Raw genomic sequence first — 16,306 nt, forward strand, 5'->3', positions numbered from 1 at the left:
GAATGCGCGGAAAGCTTCTGTTCCTGGCCGGTGCGGCGGCGGGCTATGTGCTCGGCGCCAGGGCCGGCCGACGGCGGTACGAGCAGATCAAGGAGACCGCGACGAAGCTCTGGGAGTCGCCGGGCGTGCAGAAGCAGGTCACCGCGGTCGAGGACTTCGTCGCCGCGAAGGTCGGCGAGCTGCCGGAGGCCGCCTTCGGTACCGCGAAGAAGCTCGTCGGTCGCGCGAACCAGCGCCGCCGCGAGGCGCGCGACCCGTATTCGTCCGGTTCCGCCCCGCGTGCCGCCCGCGACTCGCACGCCGCCGCGGGAGCAGCGGCGGCCGGCAGCGGGTCCTGACCGACACGGCGGAAGGGGGAGCGGGATGACCGATCGAGAGCGCATCCGGTCCAAGTCGCTGGCGGAGCTGATCGCCGACCTGCCGCGGCTGCTGATCGAGCTGTTCAAGGCCGAGGTCGCGCACCTGCGCGCCGAGTTCGCCGAGAAGGCCAAGCACGCCGGCGTCGGCATCGGGCTCTTCGCCGTCGCCGCGTTCCTCCTGTTCTTCGCCCTCGGCGTGCTGATCGCCGCGGCCGTGCTGGGGATCGCGGTCGCACTGCCGGCGTGGCTCGCCGCGCTCATCGTCTTCGTCGCCCTGCTGCTGATCGCGGGCGTGCTCGCGCTCGTCGGCGTCCGCTCCTTCAAGCGGATGAACGGCGTCGCGCCCAAGCAGACGATCGACTCCATCAAAGAGGACGCGGACGCCGTGAAGGGGATGGGCAAGTATGACAACTGACCGCACCGACGTCGATCGCGCCCGCGCAGAGCTCACCGCCACGGTCGACGCGATCACCTACAAGTTCGGCGCTCCCAAGCGGGCCGTCGAACGCGCTCAGCGCTTCGTCACGGAGCAGCCTCTCGTCGCCGCGGGCATCGCCGCAGGCGTCGCCGCAACGGTCGGCGGCCTGGTCTGGGCGGTCGTCCGGCTGACCCGACGCTGACCGCGACCGCGGTTTTGGCCTTCTCAGCTTTGCGGGGGAGACTGTGGGTATGAGTACCCCGGCTGCCGTACCGGCAGAGTCGACCACCCCCGCTGAAACACCCGACACTCCGACCGGCTTCGCCCTCTGGGCGGTGCTCCGCCGTGACCCCGCCCGACCGGACGACCTCGACGGCACCGACGTGCCCAAGGCGGTCTCCGAACTCGAGGGCGTCATCGCCGACATCGAGCTGCAGGGTGTGACCACCCGCGGCCTGTACGACGTCTCCGGCCTGCGAGCCGACGCCGACGTCATGATCTGGCTGCACGGACCCCAGGCCGAAGCGCTGCAGTGGGGCCTCCGCCAGCTGCGCCGCACCCGCCTCCTGAAGGCGCTGCTCCCGACCTGGAACGCGATGGGCGTGCACCGCGATGCCGAGTTCAACAAGGCGCACGTGCCCGGCTTCCTCCGTGGCAAGGAGCCGAAGAACTGGCTCACCGTGTACCCGTTCGTGCGCAGCTACGAGTGGTACCTGCTGCCCGACGAGGAGCGCGGCCGGATGCTGGCCGAGCACGGCCGCAAGGGCGCCGCATTCCGCTCGGTGCTGGCGAACACCGTCGCGTCGTTCGCCCTCGGCGACTACGAGTGGATCCTTCCGCTGGAGTCGGACGAGCTGCTCGACCTCGTCGACCTGATGCGCGACCTGCGCCAGACCGACGCGCGCCGCCACGTGCGCGAGGAGGTCCCGTTCTTCACCGGCCGCCGCATCGAGCCGGCCGAACTCGTGGAGGTGCTCCAGTGACCGACGTCGACACCACGGCTCAGCGCGTGCTCGGCGCGACGCCGGCCGCCGCCTCCGGCCCGGAGCACGTCACCGAGCCGGTCGCGTACGACGCGATCCTGCTCGCCGGCTTCGGCGGCCCGGAGGGGCAGGACGACGTCATCCCGTTCCTGCGCAACGTCACCCGCGGCCGCGGCATCCCCGAGGAGCGGCTGGAGGAGGTCGCGCACCACTACCGCCACTTCGGCGGCGTGAGCCCGATCAACGACCAGAACCGCGAGCTGAAGGCGGCGCTGGAGGCCGAGCTCGCCTCCCGCGGCATCGACCTGCCCGTGCTGTGGGGCAACCGCAACTGGGACCCGTACCTGGAGGACGCCCTCCGCGACGCGCAGGAGCGCGGCTTCAGCAAGCTGATCGCCATCGCGACGAGCGCCTACTCGTCGTACTCGAGCTGCCGCCAGTACCGCGAGGATTTCGCCCGCGTGCTGGAGGAGACCGGGCTCGAGGGCACCATCGCGATCGACAAGGTCCGCCAGTTCTTCGACCACCCCGGCTTCGTCGAGCCGTTCATCGAGGGCGTGAAGGACGCGGTCGAGCAGCTGAAGGAGCGCATCCCGGGCCTCGACCCGGCGAAGGACGTGCGCATCCTCTACTCGACGCACTCGATCCCGTCGTCCGATGCCGCCAAGTCCGGCCCGGCCGAGCGCGGCTTCGGCGAGGGCGGCGCGTACGCGGCCCAGCACCTCGCGGTCGCCGAGGTCGTCTCGCAGGCCGCCACCGGCGGCGTCGTCGAGTGGGACCTCGTCTACCAGTCGCGCTCCGGCCCTCCCTCGATGCCGTGGCTCGAGCCCGACATCAACGACCGCATCGCCGAGCTCCCCGCCGCCGGCTACAAGGCCGTGATCATCGTGCCGCTCGGCTTCGTGAGCGACCACATGGAGGTGCTCTGGGACCTCGACAACGAGGCGATGGAGACGAGCGAGGAGAACGGCCTGATCGCCATCCGCGTTCCCACCCCCGGCACCCACGCGAAGTACGTCAAGGGCCTCGTCGACCTGGTGCTCGAGCGCCGCGACGGCGTCCCGGTCGACCAGCGCCCGGCCATGACCGAGCTCGGCCCCTGGTACGACGTCTGCCGGCCCGGCTGCTGCGAGAACGTGCGCCTCGGCTTCAAGCCCGCCGCTGCGGGGCTGGCGCCGTGAGCGGGACCGTGACCCGGGCGGCCGGCCCGGTCGAGCGCCGCGAGGGCGTGCTGCGGGTCGGGACCCGCGGCAGCGCGCTCGCCGTCGCGCAGACGACCGCCGTCGCCGAGGCGATCGCGCGCGCCACCGGCGTGGACGTGGAGCTGGTCACGGTCACCACGCACGGCGACACCTCCCGCGAGTCGCTCTCGGAGCTCGGCGGCACCGGTGTGTTCGCCACCGCGCTCCGCGACGCGCTGCGGGTGGACGAGGTCGACATCATCGTGCACTCCCTCAAGGACCTCCCGACGGCGAAGGCCCCCGGTCTCGTCATCGGTGCCGTGCCCAAGCGCGCCGACGCCCGCGACACGCTGTGCGCGCGCGACGGCCTGACCCTCGACGCGCTGCCCGACGGTGCGCGCGTCGGGACGGGCTCGCCGCGCCGGGTCGCGCAGCTCAAGAGCCTCCGCCCCGATCTCGACATCGTCGACATCCGCGGCAACGTCGACACCCGACTGGGCCGCGTGGCCGAGGGCGACCTCGACGCGGTCGTGCTGGCCGCGGCAGGGCTGGGCCGGCTGGGCCGGCTCGACGCCGTCACCGACTACTTCCCGCTCTCGCAGGTGCCGACGGCTCCGGGCCAGGGTGCTCTGGCGCTGGAGGTCCGCGAGGGCGACGAGAAGGGCCGCGGCCCGATCGCCCGCGCGCTGTCGACCGTCGACCACGTGACGACTCACGCATGCATCACCGCCGAGCGCGAGGTGCTGGCCGGGCTGGAGGCGGGATGCGCCGCTCCGATCGCGGCATCCGCCCTCGTCGATGACGGCCTGCTGTTCTTGACCGCGTCGGTCTACCGGCCCGACGGCTCCGAGCGGCTGACCGCCTCCCACGCGGCCACCCCGGACTCGCTGGCCGCGCACCACCTGGACGAGGCAGCACGCGACGTGGGTGCGCGCGTGGTGTCCGAACTGCTCGGCGCGGGGGCCGCCGACCTGGCGCCGCTGGGGAGCACGCGATGACCACCGCCTCCACCTCCGCCTCTCCGAAGCCGCTCGCCGGCTGGCGGGTGCTCGTGCCGCGCGGCGGCCCGTGGGGCGACTCGGTCGCGGCCGACCTGCGGTCGAAGGGCGCATCGCCGATCGTCGCGCCGATGATCAACTTCGCGCCGACCGCCGACGCCCCCGCCCTCGAGGGCGCGCTGGAGCGGCTGGCCGCCGGCGAGTTCGACTGGATGACCGTGACGAGCGCCACCACAGTCGACGTGCTGAGCGCGCAGCGGGCCGTCGTCCCACCCTCGACCCGGGTCGCGGCGGTCGGCGAGACCACCGCCGCCGCCCTCGCCGCCGCCGGGTACAAGGTCGACCTGGTGCCGTCGGAGGACAACTCCGCCCGCGGCCTGCTCGCCGAGTGGGAGGCCGCCACCCAGGGCGTCGTGCCCCTGCGCGTGCTGACCCTCCGCTCCGAGATCGCCAAGCCCCTCCTCACCGAGGGGCTCCGCCGTATCGGGCACGAGGTGGAGTCGGTGGTCGCGTACCGCACCATCGGCGTGCCGGTGCCGGAGAACGTCGTCAGCGACGTGCGCGACGGTCTGGTGCAGGCCATCCTCGTCACCAGCGGTTCGGTGGCGCAGCAGGTGCAGCAGCAGCTCGGCCCGGTGCCCGAGTCGACCCTGGTCGCGGCGATCGGCCCGCAGACCGCGCGCGACGCCCGCGACCTGGGCCTGCGCGTCGACGTGATCGCCGAGGAGCGCACCGCCCCCTCCCTCATCGACGCGGTCGTCGCGGCCGCCGCCTCCCGCACCCCCTCCTGATCCCCGCGCCTGAAACCGCCGAGTACGCGCGAATTCGCCCGGAAACACGCGAGTACGCGGAGAATCTGCGTACTCGACAGTCGCTTCCGGGTCGAGCAGGCACCCAGGCGCGCGGGCGTAGGCTGGGGCGAGTGAGTGAGTTCCATCCCGTCATCCGGCCGCGGCGGCTCCGGCAGTCTCCCGCCATGCGTCGTCTGACAGCCGAGACCCGGCTGCACCCGGCTGAGCTGATCCTCCCGATGTTCGTCCGCGAGGGCGCCTCCGAGCCGCAGCCGATCGCCTCCATGCCGGGCGTCGTGCAGCACTCGCTCGACTCGCTGAAGCGCGCCGCCACCGAGGCCGCCGAGGCGGGCGTCGGCGGCGTGATGCTGTTCGGCGTGCCCGAGACGCGCGACGCCGTCGGCAGCGCCGCGACCGATCCCGAGGGCATCCTCAACGTCGCGACGCGCGCGCTCGCGGACGAGGTCGGAGACGCGCTCGTCGTGCAGACCGACCTCTGCCTCGACGAGTTCACCGACCACGGCCACTGCGGCGTCCTCGACGCACGCGGCCACGTCGACAACGACGCCACCCTCGTCCGCTACCAGGAGATGGCGCTCGCGCAGGCCCGCGCCGGCTCCCAGCTCCTCGGCCTCAGCGGCATGATGGACGGCCAGGTCGCGGCCGTGCGCGACACGCTCGACGCCAACGGCTTCACCGACATCGTCATCCTCGCCTACGCGGCGAAGTACGCCTCCGGCTTCTACGGCCCCTTCCGCGAGGCCGTCGACTCGCAGCTCTCCGGCGACCGCCGCGCCTACCAGCAGGACCCGGCCAACCGCCGCGAGGGCCTGCGCGAGGCGCGCCTCGACCTCGACGAGGGCGCCGACATCCTCATGGTGAAGCCGGCCCTCAGCTACCTCGACGTGCTGAGCGACGTCGCGCAGCTCAGCGACGTGCCGGTCTGGGCGTACCAGGTCTCCGGCGAGTACGCGATGGTGGAGGCCGCTGCCGCCAACGGCTGGATCGACCGCGACCGCATCATCGAGGAGACCCTTGTCGCCGCGCGCCGCGCCGGAGCCGATGCCGTCATGACCTACTGGGCCACCGAGGTCGCGGGGTGGCTGCGATGAGCGCCGCGCAGAACACCGGGCCGAACTCCGAGGCGGGCGCGATCGCCGACGGCGCGGCCATCGGCGACGTCAACCTCGCCCAGTTCGAGCGGGCCCAGCGCGTCATCCCCGGCGGCGTGAACTCGCCGGTGCGCGCCTTCCGCTCGGTCGGCGGCACGCCCCGCTTCATGGTCTCGGCCCGCGGGCCCTACATCACCGACGCGCAGGGCCGCGAGTACGTCGACCTCGTCGCGTCGTGGGGTCCGGCAATCCTCGGTCACGCCCACCCGGCGGTGGTGGAGGCCGTGCAGCGCACCGCGGCGAACGGCCTGTCGTTCGGCGCCTCCACCCCGGCTGAGACCGAGCTGGCGGAGGCCGTGCTCGCGCGCCTGCCGTTCCTCGAGAAGCTGCGCCTGGTCTCCACCGGCACCGAGGCCACGATGACCGCCATCCGGCTGGCCCGCGGCTTCACCGGCCGCCCGCTGCTGATCAAGTTCGCCGGCCACTACCACGGCCACTCGGACAGCCTCCTCGCCGAGGCCGGTTCGGGGCTCGCGACGCTGTCCCTCCCCGGTTCCGCCGGGGTCACCGAGGCGACCGCCGCCCAGACGCTCGTGCTGCCGTACAACGACCTCGACGCCGTGCGCGCCGCCTTCGAGCAGAACGGCCCCGACATCGCGGCCGTGATCACCGAGGCCGCTGCCGCGAACATGGGAGTCGTGCCGCCGGACGAGGGCTTCAACGCCGCACTCGCCGACATCGCGCACGAGTTCGGCGCGCTGCTCATCCTCGACGAGGTGCTCACCGGCTTCCGCGTGAGCGAGGCCGGGTACTGGGGCCTCGACCGCGGCTACACGCCCGACCTGGTGACGTTCGGCAAGGTCGTCGGTGGCGGGATGCCGCTCGCGGCCCTCGGCGGTCGGGCCGAGCTGATGGACTACCTCGCGCCGACCGGTCCCGTTTACCAGGCGGGGACCCTCTCCGGGAATCCGCTCGCGGTCGCGGCCGGCCTGACGACCCTCCAGCTCGCCGACGAAGCGGTCTACGACCGTCTCGACGTCGTCGCCGAGACCGTGTCGTCGGCCGTTTCCAACGCGCTGTCGGCGGAGGGCGTCGCCCACCGGGTGCAGCGCGCCGGCAACCTGTTCAGCTTCGTCTTCGGCGACTTCGCCGCCGCGCCGCGCACGTACGCGGAGGTGCAGACGCAGGAGGCGTTCCGCTACCGGGCGCTGTTCCACGCGATGCTCGACGCGGGCGTCTCCCTGCCGCCGAGCGTCTTCGAGGCGTGGTTCGTCACGGCCGCCCACGACGACGCGGCGGTCTCCCGCATCCTGGAGGCGCTCCCCGCCGCCGCACGCGCCGCGGCGGCCGCCCGCCCCGAGTAACCCCCGCGGGTTATTCGTCCGAGGCGGAGGGTTCGCGGCTGAGCGACTCCACGTACGTGTAGGTCGCCGACTCCGGCCAGCCGTCGGCGTCGAGCAGCGCGTACACGTCGAACGTCAGCGTGCCGCCGCCTCCCGCCGCCCTGCGCAGGGTGCGCGGAGGCGAGTCGGAGGAGGCGCGCACCGTCACCGTCCGCGGCTCGGCGCCCTCGCGCAGCAGGCGGGCGTGGAAGGTGGTGGTACGCGTCACGCGTTCCAGCCAATCACGTCGGCGCCGATCATGCTTGGCCGTGTGAGGCGCGCGAGCGCCGCGACACCGAGTCGATGATCACGGCGAGCAGCAACACGGCGCCCGTGATCATGAACCGGAACGACGAGTCGAGGTTCAGCAGCGTGAGCCCGTTCGAGATCGACTGGATCACGAGGATGCCGAGCAGCGCCGACCACGCCGATCCCCGGCCGCCGAACAGGCTGGTGCCACCGATGACGGCCGCCGCGATGGCGTTGAGGTTCGTGTCGGTCCCTCCCGAGCCGGCGCCGACCGACGCCAGCCGCGCCGCGGCGAGCAGCCCGCCGACCGCCGCGAACGTCGAGCAGAGCACGAAGACGCTGATGAAGACGCGGTTCACGCGCACGCCCGCCCGGCGCGCCGCCTCCACCGAGCCTCCGACCGCGTACACGGAACGGCCCCAGCGCGTCCGGGTCAGCAGGTAGTTCATGACGACGACGAGCACCACGAAGAACACGAACATCGCGCCGGTGCCGCGGTCGGTCGAGAGGTACCACGCGCTCAGGCAGAGACCCACGAGCAGCAGCCCGGACTTGATCAGGACGAGCGCCATCGAGCCCTCGGAGAGCCCGGCGCGGCGGCGGCGCGCGTTGCGCCTCCAGTCGGTCCAGAACATCCCGAACGCTCCGAGCACCGCGAGCGCGTACGCGGCCCACGGCGGCAGGAACGTCTGCTGCGCGAACTGCACGATCCACGAGTCGAACGGGATGTTGATCGAGCTGTTCGGCCCGAGGATCCAGAGTTGGAGGCCGAGGAAGCCGAGCAACCCGGCCAGCGTGATGATGAAGCTCGGCACGCCGAACCGGGTGAACAGCAGCCCGTAGAGCAGCCCGATGACCGCCCCAGAGAGGATGGCCGCGATCACGGTCACGGCCAGCGGCCAGTGGAGCTGCGTGAACCCGACCCCGAGGATCGCCGCGGCGACGCCGCTCACCGATCCCACAGAGAGGTCGATCTGCCCGAGCAGCAGCACGAGCACCACGCCGATCGAGATGGTCCCGATGGCCGCGCACTGCAACGTGAGGTTCACGAGGTTGTTGGCGCTGAGGAAGCTCGGGTTCAGTACCTGGAACACCGCCCAGATCACCGCCAGGCCGACGACGACCGGGAGGGAGCCGAGGTCGCCGCCGCGCACGCGGTAACCGAAGGCGCGCACCGCGCCGGCGATGCCCTCGTCCTCCTCGCCGGGCAGCGGGCGGGCGCCGGCGGGGACGGTGTCGGTGACGCGGCTCACAGCAGGTCGCCTTCCTCGTCGGGTGCGGCCTCGCGGGAGACCGTGTGGCGTCCTGCCCGCTCGGGGCGGTGCACCAGCACGTTCTCGGTGGCGCCGGTGATCGCCGAGATGATGTCCTCGTAGCTCACGTCGGCGGCGAGGAAGTCGCCGTTGTTCCTCCCGAGCCGCAGCACCACGATCCGGTCGGCGACCGCCTGCACGTCGGCCATGTTGTGGCTGATCAGGATGATGCCGAGCCCGTGCTCGCGCAGCCGCTCGATGAGGTTCAGCACCTCGGCCGACTGCGCGACGCCGAGGGCGGCGGTGGGCTCGTCGAGGATCACGATGCGCGGGTCGCCGACGAGCGAGCGCGCGATGGCGACGGTCTGCCGCTGGCCGCCCGACAGCGACGCGACGGCCACACGGACCGAGGGGATGCGCGCCGACAGCTGCCGCAGCAGGCTCCACGCCCGCTTCTCCATCTCCTCCTCGTCGAGCGCGCCGCGACCGATCTCGCGGCCCAGGAACAGGTTGGCGACCACGTCGAGGTTGTCGCAGAGCGCGAGGTCCTGGAAGACGGTCGCGATGCCGAGTTCGCGCGAGGCGGCGGGGGAGGGGATGGACACCTTCTGGCCGTCGAACAGGATGCTGCCCGAGTCGGGCGGGTGCACCCCGGCCAGGATCTTGGCGAGCGTCGACTTGCCGGCGCCGTTGTCGCCGACCAGGGCCACGACCTCCCCTGGATGCACATCGAGGTGCACGTCGGTGAGGGCGCGCACGGCGCCGAAGCCCTTGGAGACGTCACGCAGCGACAGTACCGGCGTCCGGGGCGGGCGGGCCCGCTCGAGCGGCGGTTCGATCGTCACAGGGTGCTCCTTCTGAGCGCTCGGTCGGTGTGGCGGGGGCACGCGGTCATCGGATGCCGTGCTCCGCGCAGGCCGCCCGGTAGGCGGGGGTGCAGATGTCCGCCACGGTACGCGGCCCGTAGAAATCGTCGGCCACCACGGTCGCCTCGATCCGGTCGGCGGTCACCGGCACGGGGTCGAGCAGGAACGACGGGATGGCGGCACCGGTCGACGTCTTCACCTCGGTTGCAGCAGGGGGATGCTGCCCCTTGGTGAGCGCGATCGCCAACTCGGCCGCACGCTCGGCCTCCGGCTGGATCGCCTTGTAGACGGTCATGTACTGGTCTCCGGCGAGGATGCGCTGGATGCCCGCGAGCTCGGCGTCCTGCCCGATCACCGGCGGAAGAGGGGAGACGTCTGCCGCCTTGAGGGCCGCGACCGCGCCTCCGGCCGTCGCGTCGTTGGCCGCGTAGACGCCGCGGATGCGGTCGCCGTACTGCGTGATCTGGCCGCTCACCCAGTCCTGCGCCTTGGCCGGGTCCCACGAGGGCGTGTCGTACTCGGCGAGGATGCGGTACCCGCTCGTGTCGAACACGCTGTGCGCACCCTTCTTGAACAGGGAGGTGTTGTTGTCGGTGGGGGAGCCGTTGACCATCAGGATGCCGGCGTCGTCGGGCACCGACTCCTGGCGCAGCCGGTCCACCAGCGCCTGGGCCTGCAGGCGGCCGACCTTCTCGTTGTCGAAGGACACGTAGTAGTCGACCTTGTCGCTGTCGATCAGGCGGTCGTAGGAGATGACGGACACCTTGCGCGCCGCAGCCTGAGCGACGATGGAGGCGGCGGCCCGGCTGTCGGTGGGCGCCAGCACCAGCACGCTCACGCCCTGGGTCAGCATCGACTCCGCCTGCTGCTGCTGCTTGGCCGCGTCGGCGTCGGCGTTGGCGTAGAGCACGGTGCAGTCGGGGCAGAGCTTGTCGATCTTGTGCTCGAAGAACGGGCGGTCGGCGGCCTCGTACCGCGCGGTGACGGAGTCGGGGAGCAGGAGGCCGATGCGCGCCGTCGCCGGATCGCCCTTGGTGACGTCGGTGCCGTCCGCCGCGTTCGAGCAGGCGGTGAGCGCGACGAGCGAGAGCGTGACGGCCGCCGTGGCGATCGCGCGGGCGAAGCGCTTCACAGCACGCCTTCCGGCGTGACGTTCGCCATGTCGATCGCGTACGCCACCGCGCCGAGCGTCGCCGCGCGCGTGCCGAGCTGGGCCTGGACGACGTCGGGGAGGACCTCCTGGTCGATGATCACGCCGCGCTCGAGGGCGTGACGCAGCGGGCCGAGCAGGAGCTCGCCCGCGCGCGCCAGCTCGCCGCCGACGATGATGCGCTCCGGGTCGAGCACGTTGCAGAGGTTCGCAGCCGCGATGCCGATGTGGTTGCCGGCGTCGCCGATCGCGCGGATGCAGCGCGCGTCTCCGGCCATCGCCTGGATGACCACGTCGCCCAGCTTCAGGCTGCCGAGGTGGTCCCGGAGGTCGTCGAGGATCGCGGGGCCGCCGGCGATGGCCTCCAGGCAGCCGCGGTTGCCGCAGCGGCAGATGGGGCCGTTCTCGCGGATGGTGGTGTGCCCGAACTCGCCGGCGACGCCGTTCGTGCCCCGGAACACCTGCCCGCCGAGGATGAGGCCGGCGCCGATGCCGTCGCCGACGTCGAGCGTGACGGTGGTGCGGCGCCCGCGCCCGGCGCCGAAGCGCGACTCCGCGAGCGCGGCGAGGTTGGCCGCGTTGTCGACGTGGACGGGCCTGCGGATGCGGCGCTCCAGCGAGTCGGCGATCACGACGCCGTCCCAGCCGCGCATGATCCCGCTGCGCGCGATCGTGCCGGTCGAGCGGTCGATGGGCGCAGGGATGGCGAGGCCGACCGCGAGGATCTCCTCGCGCGAGGCGTCGACCGAGTCGAGCATGTCGGTCAGCAGCATCGCCACCTTGTCGAGCTCGTTGTCGGCCCGGTGGTCGCGCGCGAGCGGCATGTGGTTCTCGGCGACGACGGTGTTGGCGACGTCGGAGAGCGCGACGCGCAGGTGCCGTTGCGAGAAGTGCACACCCACGACGAGTCCGAGGGCGTGCGCCAGCGTGACGTGCTGCGCGCGCCTCCCACTGCGGATGCTGTGCGACGTGTTCAGCACGCCGGAGGTCGAGAGCTCCTTGACGATGTTGGAGACGGTCGCCGGCGACAGACCGGTGGCGCCCGCCAGCTCGACCTGGGTCAGGCCGCCGTACTTCTTGATGGCGTCGACGATCCGTGCCCGGTTGGCTTCGCGGAGCGAAGTCTGCGACCCGGGAGTCCGCCGTTGAGCTGCCACGAGGAGAAGGATATCGCGCACGACCGGGGAGTTCGCCGGGGTGTACCGCCCACGCGGCGTCTCCGGCGCGTTCCAACCGAAGGGTTATGGCTTTGTGAGGTTCGGCAGCCCCGCAGCGGCAGGTGGGTTGGCAGGATAGAGCTATGGCCGACCTGCACGTTCACCCCGACCGCCTGGAGATCCACCTCACGCGGGCCGAGAAGGTGCTGTCCCTCAAGCGGGAGGACCTGGTCATCCCGCGCGAGAGCATCCGGTCGGTCGCCATCACCGAGGATCCGTGGATCTGGATCCGCGGCATCCGCGCCCCCGGCGCCGCCGTTCCGCTGACGCTCTCGGTCGGCACGTGGAAGTTCCACGGCGGCAAGGACTTCCTGCTGATCAAGGGCAAGCAGCGCGCCGCGGTCGTGGTCGACCTCGACGGCGAGGAGTACAGCCGCGTGATCGTCTCGACACCGCACGCCGCGAAGCTCGTGGAGGCGCTGCGCGTCGACGTGAGCGAGATCCCGGCCGACGGGGAGATCATCGAGTGACCTCTCCGCGCCTCCTCTGAGCGGTGCCCGTCAGGCGAGCAGCATCAGCACGAAGCCGATCAGTGGCAGCGTGCCCTGGATCAGCGCCGCGCGCCAGTACCCGCGCCCGGTCGTCACCAGCACCACCGCGGCGAGCACCATGCTGGCCGTCGTGAACAGGATGAGCGCGAGCCCGGCCTCCTGCATCCCGACGCCGTACAGGATCAGCCCGAGCACCGCGCCGGCCGCCAGGAACAGGTTGTAGAACCCCTGGTTGTAGGCCATCGGCCGGGTGGTGTCGGCGGCCGCCTGGTCGGCGACCCCGAAGCGGCGCCACACCGCCGGCCTCGTCCAGGCGACGCTCTCCATGAAGAAGATCGCGACGTGGAGGGCCGCGGCGAGCGTGACCACGACGGTGGCGAGGACGATCATGCGGCCAGCATACGGGTGGCCGGCGTTCTCACGCGCGAACGGCGACGACCGTCCGGCCGCGCAGCCGTCCGGCCAGCAGCTCCTCCGCGGTGGCGATCGCCTCGCCGAGCGTGATGAACGAGGTCATCGCGGCGAGCGCCTCCTCGTCGAGGTCGGTGGCCAGGCGGCGCCACGCGGTGTCACGCAGGGCGGCCGGAGCCTCCACCGAGTTGATGCCGGCGAGGGTCACCGCGCGCAGGATGAACGGCATGACGGTCGCCGGGAGGTCCGCGCCCTGTGCGAGGCCGCACGCCGCGACGGTGCCGCCGTAGCGGGTCTGCGCCAGCGCGTTGGCGAGCGTGTGGCTGCCGACCGAGTCGATCACTCCGGCCCAGCGCTGGCTCTGCAACGGCTTGCCGCCGGCCTCGGAGAGCTCGGACCGGTCGATGATCTCGCTCGCGCCGAGGTCGGTGAGGTAGTCGCGCTGCTCCTCGACGCGGCCGGTGGAGGCGGTGACGGGGTAGCCGAGGCGCGCCAGCAGGGCGACGGCCACCGAGCCGACGCCTCCCGCCGCTCCCGTGACGAGGACGCTGCTGCCGGAGGTGCGCACCTCCTCCGGGTCGACACCGTTGCGCTCCAGTGCCAGTACCGCCAGCATGGCCGTGAAGCCGGCCGTGCCGATCGCGGCGGCCTGCTCGCTCGTGAGCGTGTCGGGCACCCCCACGAGTGCGTCACCCCTCACGCGTGCGCGCTCGGCGAGTCCGCCGTGGTGGCGCTCGCCGATGCCGTCGCCGTTGAGGACGACCCGGTCACCCTCCCGCCACCGCGGATCCTCCGACGTCGCCACGGTGCCGACCAGGTCGATCCCGGGAACGAGGGGCGAGACGCGGGCGACCCCGGGCCGCCCGGCGATGGCGAGCCCGTCCTTGTAGTTGAGGTCGCTGAACTCGACGTCGATGGTGACGTCACCGGGCATGAGGAGGTCGTCGCCGACCGTCCTCACCTCCGCGCTGTGCTCGAGGACCTTCCCGCCCTCGGTCCGCTGCTCGATCACGATGGCCCGGAAGTCACTCATGGGTCACACCCTACGCGGGGGCTGCTCGCGGCGGTCCGTTGCGGTGCGCTGCTGCGGGGCTGGTCGCTTCGTCTCAGTTGAGCGGACGCACGCCCTGCGGCAGGTGCTCGCCGGCGTAGAGCGCGATCGCCGCGTCCTGCAGGGCGGTCAGTGCGATCCGCTGCGTCCACGGGCCGTACGAGACGCGAGCCACCCCGAGTTCGTGCAGTCGCGCGGGCGCGAGCGAGTTCGGTACCGCGATGACGCTGAGCTTGCGTGCGCCGAGGCCCGCGACGAGCCGCTCCACCGTGCGCTCGTCCAGCAGTCCGGGCACGAACACGCAGGTCGCGCCTTCGTCGAGGAACGCACGACCGCGCCGCACGGCCTCCTCGATCTTCTCGTCGTCGGTCGGGAAGGCGTTGCGCACGAACACGTCGGTGCGCGCGTTGAGCGCGAAGGGCACGCCCTCCGCCTCTGCCGCCTGGATCGCCGCGCGGACGTTCGCGACCGCGTCCTCGAACGGCCGCATCTGGTCCTCGAGGTTCGCGCCGACCACACCGACACCCACCGCCCGGCGGATCGTCTCACCCGCGTCGCCGTAACCGCCCTCGAGGTCGGCACTGACGGGCAGCTCGGTGGCCGCGACGATGCGCCCCACCATGTCGAGCATCAGGTCGAGCGGGATCTTCTCGCCGTCCTCGTAGCCGAGCGTGGCGGCGATGGAGTGGCTGGCCGTCGCGAGCGCGCGCGTGTCGGGCAGCTCGGCCACGACCTTCGCGCTGATCGCATCCCAGACGTTGACAACCTGGAGCAGCTCGGGAGCGTCGTGAAGTCGTCGCAGCTCGGCGCCGCGTTCCTGGATCGTCGTCATGCGCCCACGATACGGCGGAGGCGGGGCCGACTCTAGGATGGCCGCATGGCCGAACCGCGGGAGGTCGGGGATCGCGCCGCCGACGCTGCGGCGCGGCGCGACGGTGCTGAGCCGCGCGATGTCGGCGCGGCGCTCCCCGCAGCGGAAGCGACCGCCCCGGCTGAGCCGCGCGATGTCCCGAAGACGCGCTCGGCGACCGCACGCCGCTTCTCGCTGAGCGCGGTGCTCGACTACGCGTTCTTCGTCTTCGGCGGCGTCGCGGCCGTGTGGCTGGCGTGGATCATCGTGACCGAGAGCTTCTCGTGGGGCTGGTTCCTCATCCTGTTCTTCGTGCTCTTCTGGGTGGTCCTCGCGTATCTGGTGCTGCCGCGCCTCCATCGCATCCTCACCGAGATCTACGTGCCCGACTATTTCATCGGCCGCGCCCGCACCAGCGACGGCCTGCTCGGCGACCCGATCAATCTCGCCGCCCTGGGCTCGGAGGCGCAGCTCGAGGACGCCATGCGCGCCGCCGGCTGGACGCGTGCCGACGACGTGACCGCCGCCTCCAGTCGCCGCATCATCACCTCCACGCTATTCCGGCGGAGTTACGACGAGGCGCCCGTGAGCCCGCTCTTCCTGTTCGGCCACCAGCAGGACGCCGCGTATCAGCAGGAGGTCCGCGGCAACCCGGCGAAGCGCCACCATGTCCGCTTCTGGCGCTGCCCCGACGGCTGGCTGCTGCCGGGAGGCCACCACGTCGACTGGCTCGCCGCGGGCACGTTCGACCGAGCGGTGGGGTTCTCCCTGTTCACCCTGCAGATCACCCACAAGATCGACGCCGACACCGACATCGAACGCGATCACATCGTCTCGACCCTGCGCCAGGCGGACGTGGGCGTGGAGGTGTCAGTCATCCGCGATTTCTCGACCGGCTATCACGCCCGCAACGGTGGCGGCGACAGCATCGAGACGGATGGCGACCTGCCCATCCTCGACCTCCGCGCGGTCGCGACCGACGCCCGGGACCGCGGCGTCGCCGCCGACGCCGACGCCCGCCGGGTCGCCCGCGATCGCCGCCGCCCGGTGCCGACGACCCTGGGCTTCCTCCTGATCCTGCTCCGCATCCTGGCCGGCGTGCTCACGATCGCGTTGACGGTCATCGACTGGCGGCACTGGGTCGATGCCGTGCTGGAGTCGGGCGAGGCCACGGTGGAGGGTGTCACCCGTTCCCAGGTCGATCTCGTCTTCGGCATCGCGATGGGCGTGTTCGGAGCCGGCCTCGTCTTCTACTTCGTGCTCGCCCTGCTCGTCCTCCGCGGCAGCAACTGGGCCCGTATCGCCTCCATGTCGTACAGCGCGCTGCTGATCGTGTTCACTGCGGTGGACTACTTCAACGGCGGCCCCCAGGTCACCCTCGCGAACAACCTCCTCGGCCTCCCGCTGGACATCCTGATCGTGCTGGCCCTCTCCTCCCAACGCTCACGCCACTGGGCCCGCCTCCCTCGCTCCGAGCGCCGCTCGGCCCTGCAGACGCCCGCCTAGCGGATCGGTTCGCGGGGCCGTCCCCACCCGCTCCGCAC

The 16,306-nt window shown here is 72.1% G+C and carries 19 protein-coding genes; 11 read left to right on the forward strand and 8 right to left on the reverse strand.

Going from position 1 to position 16,306, the window contains the following annotated elements; genetic code table 11:
- Positions 1-2 precede the first annotated feature (2 nt).
- From P5G50_RS04140 to hemL, 9 genes are all read left to right on the forward strand, one after another.
- Entirely contained in the window at positions 3-338 is a 336-nt protein-coding gene (locus P5G50_RS04140) for a hypothetical protein (protein WP_301211874.1), read from the forward strand.
- A 25-nt stretch (positions 339-363) separates the two neighbouring features.
- A complete protein-coding gene (locus P5G50_RS04145; protein ID WP_301211875.1) occupies positions 364-774 on the forward strand; it encodes a phage holin family protein in 411 nt (136 codons plus the stop codon).
- On the forward strand, positions 764-979 hold the full coding sequence (locus P5G50_RS04150) for a DUF3618 domain-containing protein (protein ID WP_301211876.1): 216 nt from the start codon (positions 764-766) through the stop codon (positions 977-979). The genes P5G50_RS04145 and P5G50_RS04150 overlap by 11 nt, the downstream gene beginning before the upstream one ends.
- Positions 980-1,028: 49 nt before the next feature.
- Positions 1,029-1,760 carry a hydrogen peroxide-dependent heme synthase gene (hemQ, locus tag P5G50_RS04155; RefSeq protein WP_301211877.1) on the forward strand — a complete coding sequence of 244 codons (732 nt, stop codon included), beginning with the start codon at positions 1,029-1,031 and terminating at the stop codon, positions 1,758-1,760.
- Entirely contained in the window at positions 1,757-2,941 is a 1,185-nt protein-coding gene (locus P5G50_RS04160; RefSeq protein WP_301211878.1) for a ferrochelatase, read from the forward strand. Before hemQ ends, P5G50_RS04160 begins: the two co-directional genes overlap by 4 nt.
- Positions 2,938-3,939 (forward strand): hydroxymethylbilane synthase, encoded by a 1,002-nt coding sequence (gene hemC, locus P5G50_RS04165; protein ID WP_301211879.1) that lies wholly within the window; start codon positions 2,938-2,940, stop codon positions 3,937-3,939. The genes P5G50_RS04160 and hemC overlap by 4 nt, the downstream gene beginning before the upstream one ends.
- Entirely contained in the window at positions 3,936-4,730 is a 795-nt protein-coding gene (locus tag P5G50_RS04170) for a uroporphyrinogen-III synthase (protein ID WP_301211880.1), read from the forward strand. The genes hemC and P5G50_RS04170 overlap by 4 nt, the downstream gene beginning before the upstream one ends.
- 185 nt (positions 4,731-4,915) lie before the next feature.
- On the forward strand, positions 4,916-5,842 hold the full coding sequence (hemB, locus tag P5G50_RS04175; protein ID WP_435870829.1) for a porphobilinogen synthase: 927 nt from the start codon (positions 4,916-4,918) through the stop codon (positions 5,840-5,842).
- Positions 5,839-7,206, forward strand: a complete 1,368-nt coding sequence (gene hemL, locus P5G50_RS04180; RefSeq protein ID WP_301211882.1) for a glutamate-1-semialdehyde 2,1-aminomutase — start codon at positions 5,839-5,841, stop codon at positions 7,204-7,206. Before hemB ends, hemL begins: the two co-directional genes overlap by 4 nt.
- Positions 7,207-7,216: 10 nt before the next feature.
- Here the strand turns inward: hemL and P5G50_RS04185 are convergent, their stop codons facing one another.
- Genes P5G50_RS04185 through P5G50_RS04205 form a run of 5 tightly spaced genes read right to left on the reverse strand, consistent with a single transcriptional unit; the run spans position 7,217 to position 11,899 of the window.
- Positions 7,217-7,453 (reverse strand): hypothetical protein, encoded by a 237-nt coding sequence (locus tag P5G50_RS04185; protein WP_301211883.1) that lies wholly within the window; start codon positions 7,451-7,453, stop codon positions 7,217-7,219.
- 28 nt (positions 7,454-7,481) lie between these two features.
- A complete protein-coding gene (locus tag P5G50_RS04190; protein WP_435870830.1) occupies positions 7,482-8,726 on the reverse strand; it encodes a sugar ABC transporter permease in 1,245 nt (414 codons plus the stop codon).
- Positions 8,723-9,571, reverse strand: coding sequence for an ATP-binding cassette domain-containing protein (locus P5G50_RS04195; RefSeq protein WP_301211884.1), 849 nt, complete (start codon positions 9,569-9,571; stop codon positions 8,723-8,725). The genes P5G50_RS04190 and P5G50_RS04195 overlap by 4 nt, the downstream gene beginning before the upstream one ends.
- Before the next feature lie 46 nt (positions 9,572-9,617).
- Complete coding sequence (locus tag P5G50_RS04200) at positions 9,618-10,724, reverse strand: substrate-binding domain-containing protein (RefSeq protein ID WP_301211885.1); 1,107 nt, start codon at positions 10,722-10,724, stop codon at positions 9,618-9,620.
- A complete protein-coding gene (locus P5G50_RS04205) occupies positions 10,721-11,899 on the reverse strand; it encodes an ROK family transcriptional regulator (protein WP_301211886.1) in 1,179 nt (392 codons plus the stop codon). Before P5G50_RS04205 ends, P5G50_RS04200 begins: the two co-directional genes overlap by 4 nt.
- A gap of 143 nt (positions 11,900-12,042) precedes the next feature.
- Between P5G50_RS04205 and P5G50_RS04210 the strand changes: the two genes are divergently transcribed.
- Positions 12,043-12,429, forward strand: a complete 387-nt coding sequence (locus tag P5G50_RS04210) for a hypothetical protein (protein ID WP_301211887.1) — start codon at positions 12,043-12,045, stop codon at positions 12,427-12,429.
- A 30-nt stretch (positions 12,430-12,459) separates the two neighbouring features.
- On the opposite strand, the gene P5G50_RS04215 is transcribed toward P5G50_RS04210, so the two are convergent.
- The 3 genes from P5G50_RS04215 to P5G50_RS04225 all read right to left on the reverse strand — a co-directional run bounded on the left by P5G50_RS04215 (position 12,460) and on the right by P5G50_RS04225 (position 14,744).
- Complete coding sequence (locus P5G50_RS04215) at positions 12,460-12,840, reverse strand: DUF1304 domain-containing protein (protein ID WP_301211888.1); 381 nt, start codon at positions 12,838-12,840, stop codon at positions 12,460-12,462.
- Between the two features lie 28 nt (positions 12,841-12,868).
- On the reverse strand, positions 12,869-13,894 hold the full coding sequence (gene acuI / locus P5G50_RS04220) for an acrylyl-CoA reductase (NADPH) (RefSeq protein WP_301211889.1): 1,026 nt from the start codon (positions 13,892-13,894) through the stop codon (positions 12,869-12,871).
- A gap of 73 nt (positions 13,895-13,967) precedes the next feature.
- Entirely contained in the window at positions 13,968-14,744 is a 777-nt protein-coding gene (locus P5G50_RS04225) for an isocitrate lyase/PEP mutase family protein (RefSeq protein ID WP_301211890.1), read from the reverse strand.
- Positions 14,745-14,789: 45 nt separating this feature from the next.
- Here P5G50_RS04225 and P5G50_RS04230 point away from each other — a divergent pair, with 45 nt between their 5' ends.
- Positions 14,790-16,268, forward strand: a complete 1,479-nt coding sequence (locus P5G50_RS04230) for an LssY C-terminal domain-containing protein (RefSeq protein WP_301211891.1) — start codon at positions 14,790-14,792, stop codon at positions 16,266-16,268.
- Positions 16,269-16,306: the final 38 nt, after the last annotated feature.

The organism is Leifsonia williamsii (assembly GCF_030433685.1).
Taxonomy (GTDB): domain Bacteria; phylum Actinomycetota; class Actinomycetes; order Actinomycetales; family Microbacteriaceae; genus Leifsonia; species Leifsonia williamsii.

What these genes read in the sequence shown, in the direction of transcription:
- P5G50_RS04230 (WP_301211891.1), top strand. Translation starts at nt 14,790, where the DNA reads ATGGCCGAACCGCGGGAGGTCGGGGATCGCGCCGCCGACGCTGCGGCG.
- acuI (WP_301211889.1), bottom strand. Translation starts at nt 13,894, where the DNA reads ATGAGTGACTTCCGGGCCATCGTGATCGAGCAGCGGACCGAGGGCGGG.
- hemB (WP_435870829.1), top strand. Translation starts at nt 4,916, where the DNA reads ATGCGTCGTCTGACAGCCGAGACCCGGCTGCACCCGGCTGAGCTGATC.
- P5G50_RS04215 (WP_301211888.1), bottom strand. Translation starts at nt 12,840, where the DNA reads ATGATCGTCCTCGCCACCGTCGTGGTCACGCTCGCCGCGGCCCTCCAC.
- hemL (WP_301211882.1), top strand. Translation starts at nt 5,839, where the DNA reads ATGAGCGCCGCGCAGAACACCGGGCCGAACTCCGAGGCGGGCGCGATC.
- P5G50_RS04145 (WP_301211875.1), top strand. Translation starts at nt 364, where the DNA reads ATGACCGATCGAGAGCGCATCCGGTCCAAGTCGCTGGCGGAGCTGATC.
- P5G50_RS04225 (WP_301211890.1), bottom strand. Translation starts at nt 14,744, where the DNA reads ATGACGACGATCCAGGAACGCGGCGCCGAGCTGCGACGACTTCACGAC.
- P5G50_RS04150 (WP_301211876.1), top strand. Translation starts at nt 764, where the DNA reads ATGACAACTGACCGCACCGACGTCGATCGCGCCCGCGCAGAGCTCACC.
- P5G50_RS04170 (WP_301211880.1), top strand. Translation starts at nt 3,936, where the DNA reads ATGACCACCGCCTCCACCTCCGCCTCTCCGAAGCCGCTCGCCGGCTGG.
- hemQ (WP_301211877.1), top strand. Translation starts at nt 1,029, where the DNA reads ATGAGTACCCCGGCTGCCGTACCGGCAGAGTCGACCACCCCCGCTGAA.
- P5G50_RS04140 (WP_301211874.1), top strand. Translation starts at nt 3, where the DNA reads ATGCGCGGAAAGCTTCTGTTCCTGGCCGGTGCGGCGGCGGGCTATGTG.
- P5G50_RS04210 (WP_301211887.1), top strand. Translation starts at nt 12,043, where the DNA reads ATGGCCGACCTGCACGTTCACCCCGACCGCCTGGAGATCCACCTCACG.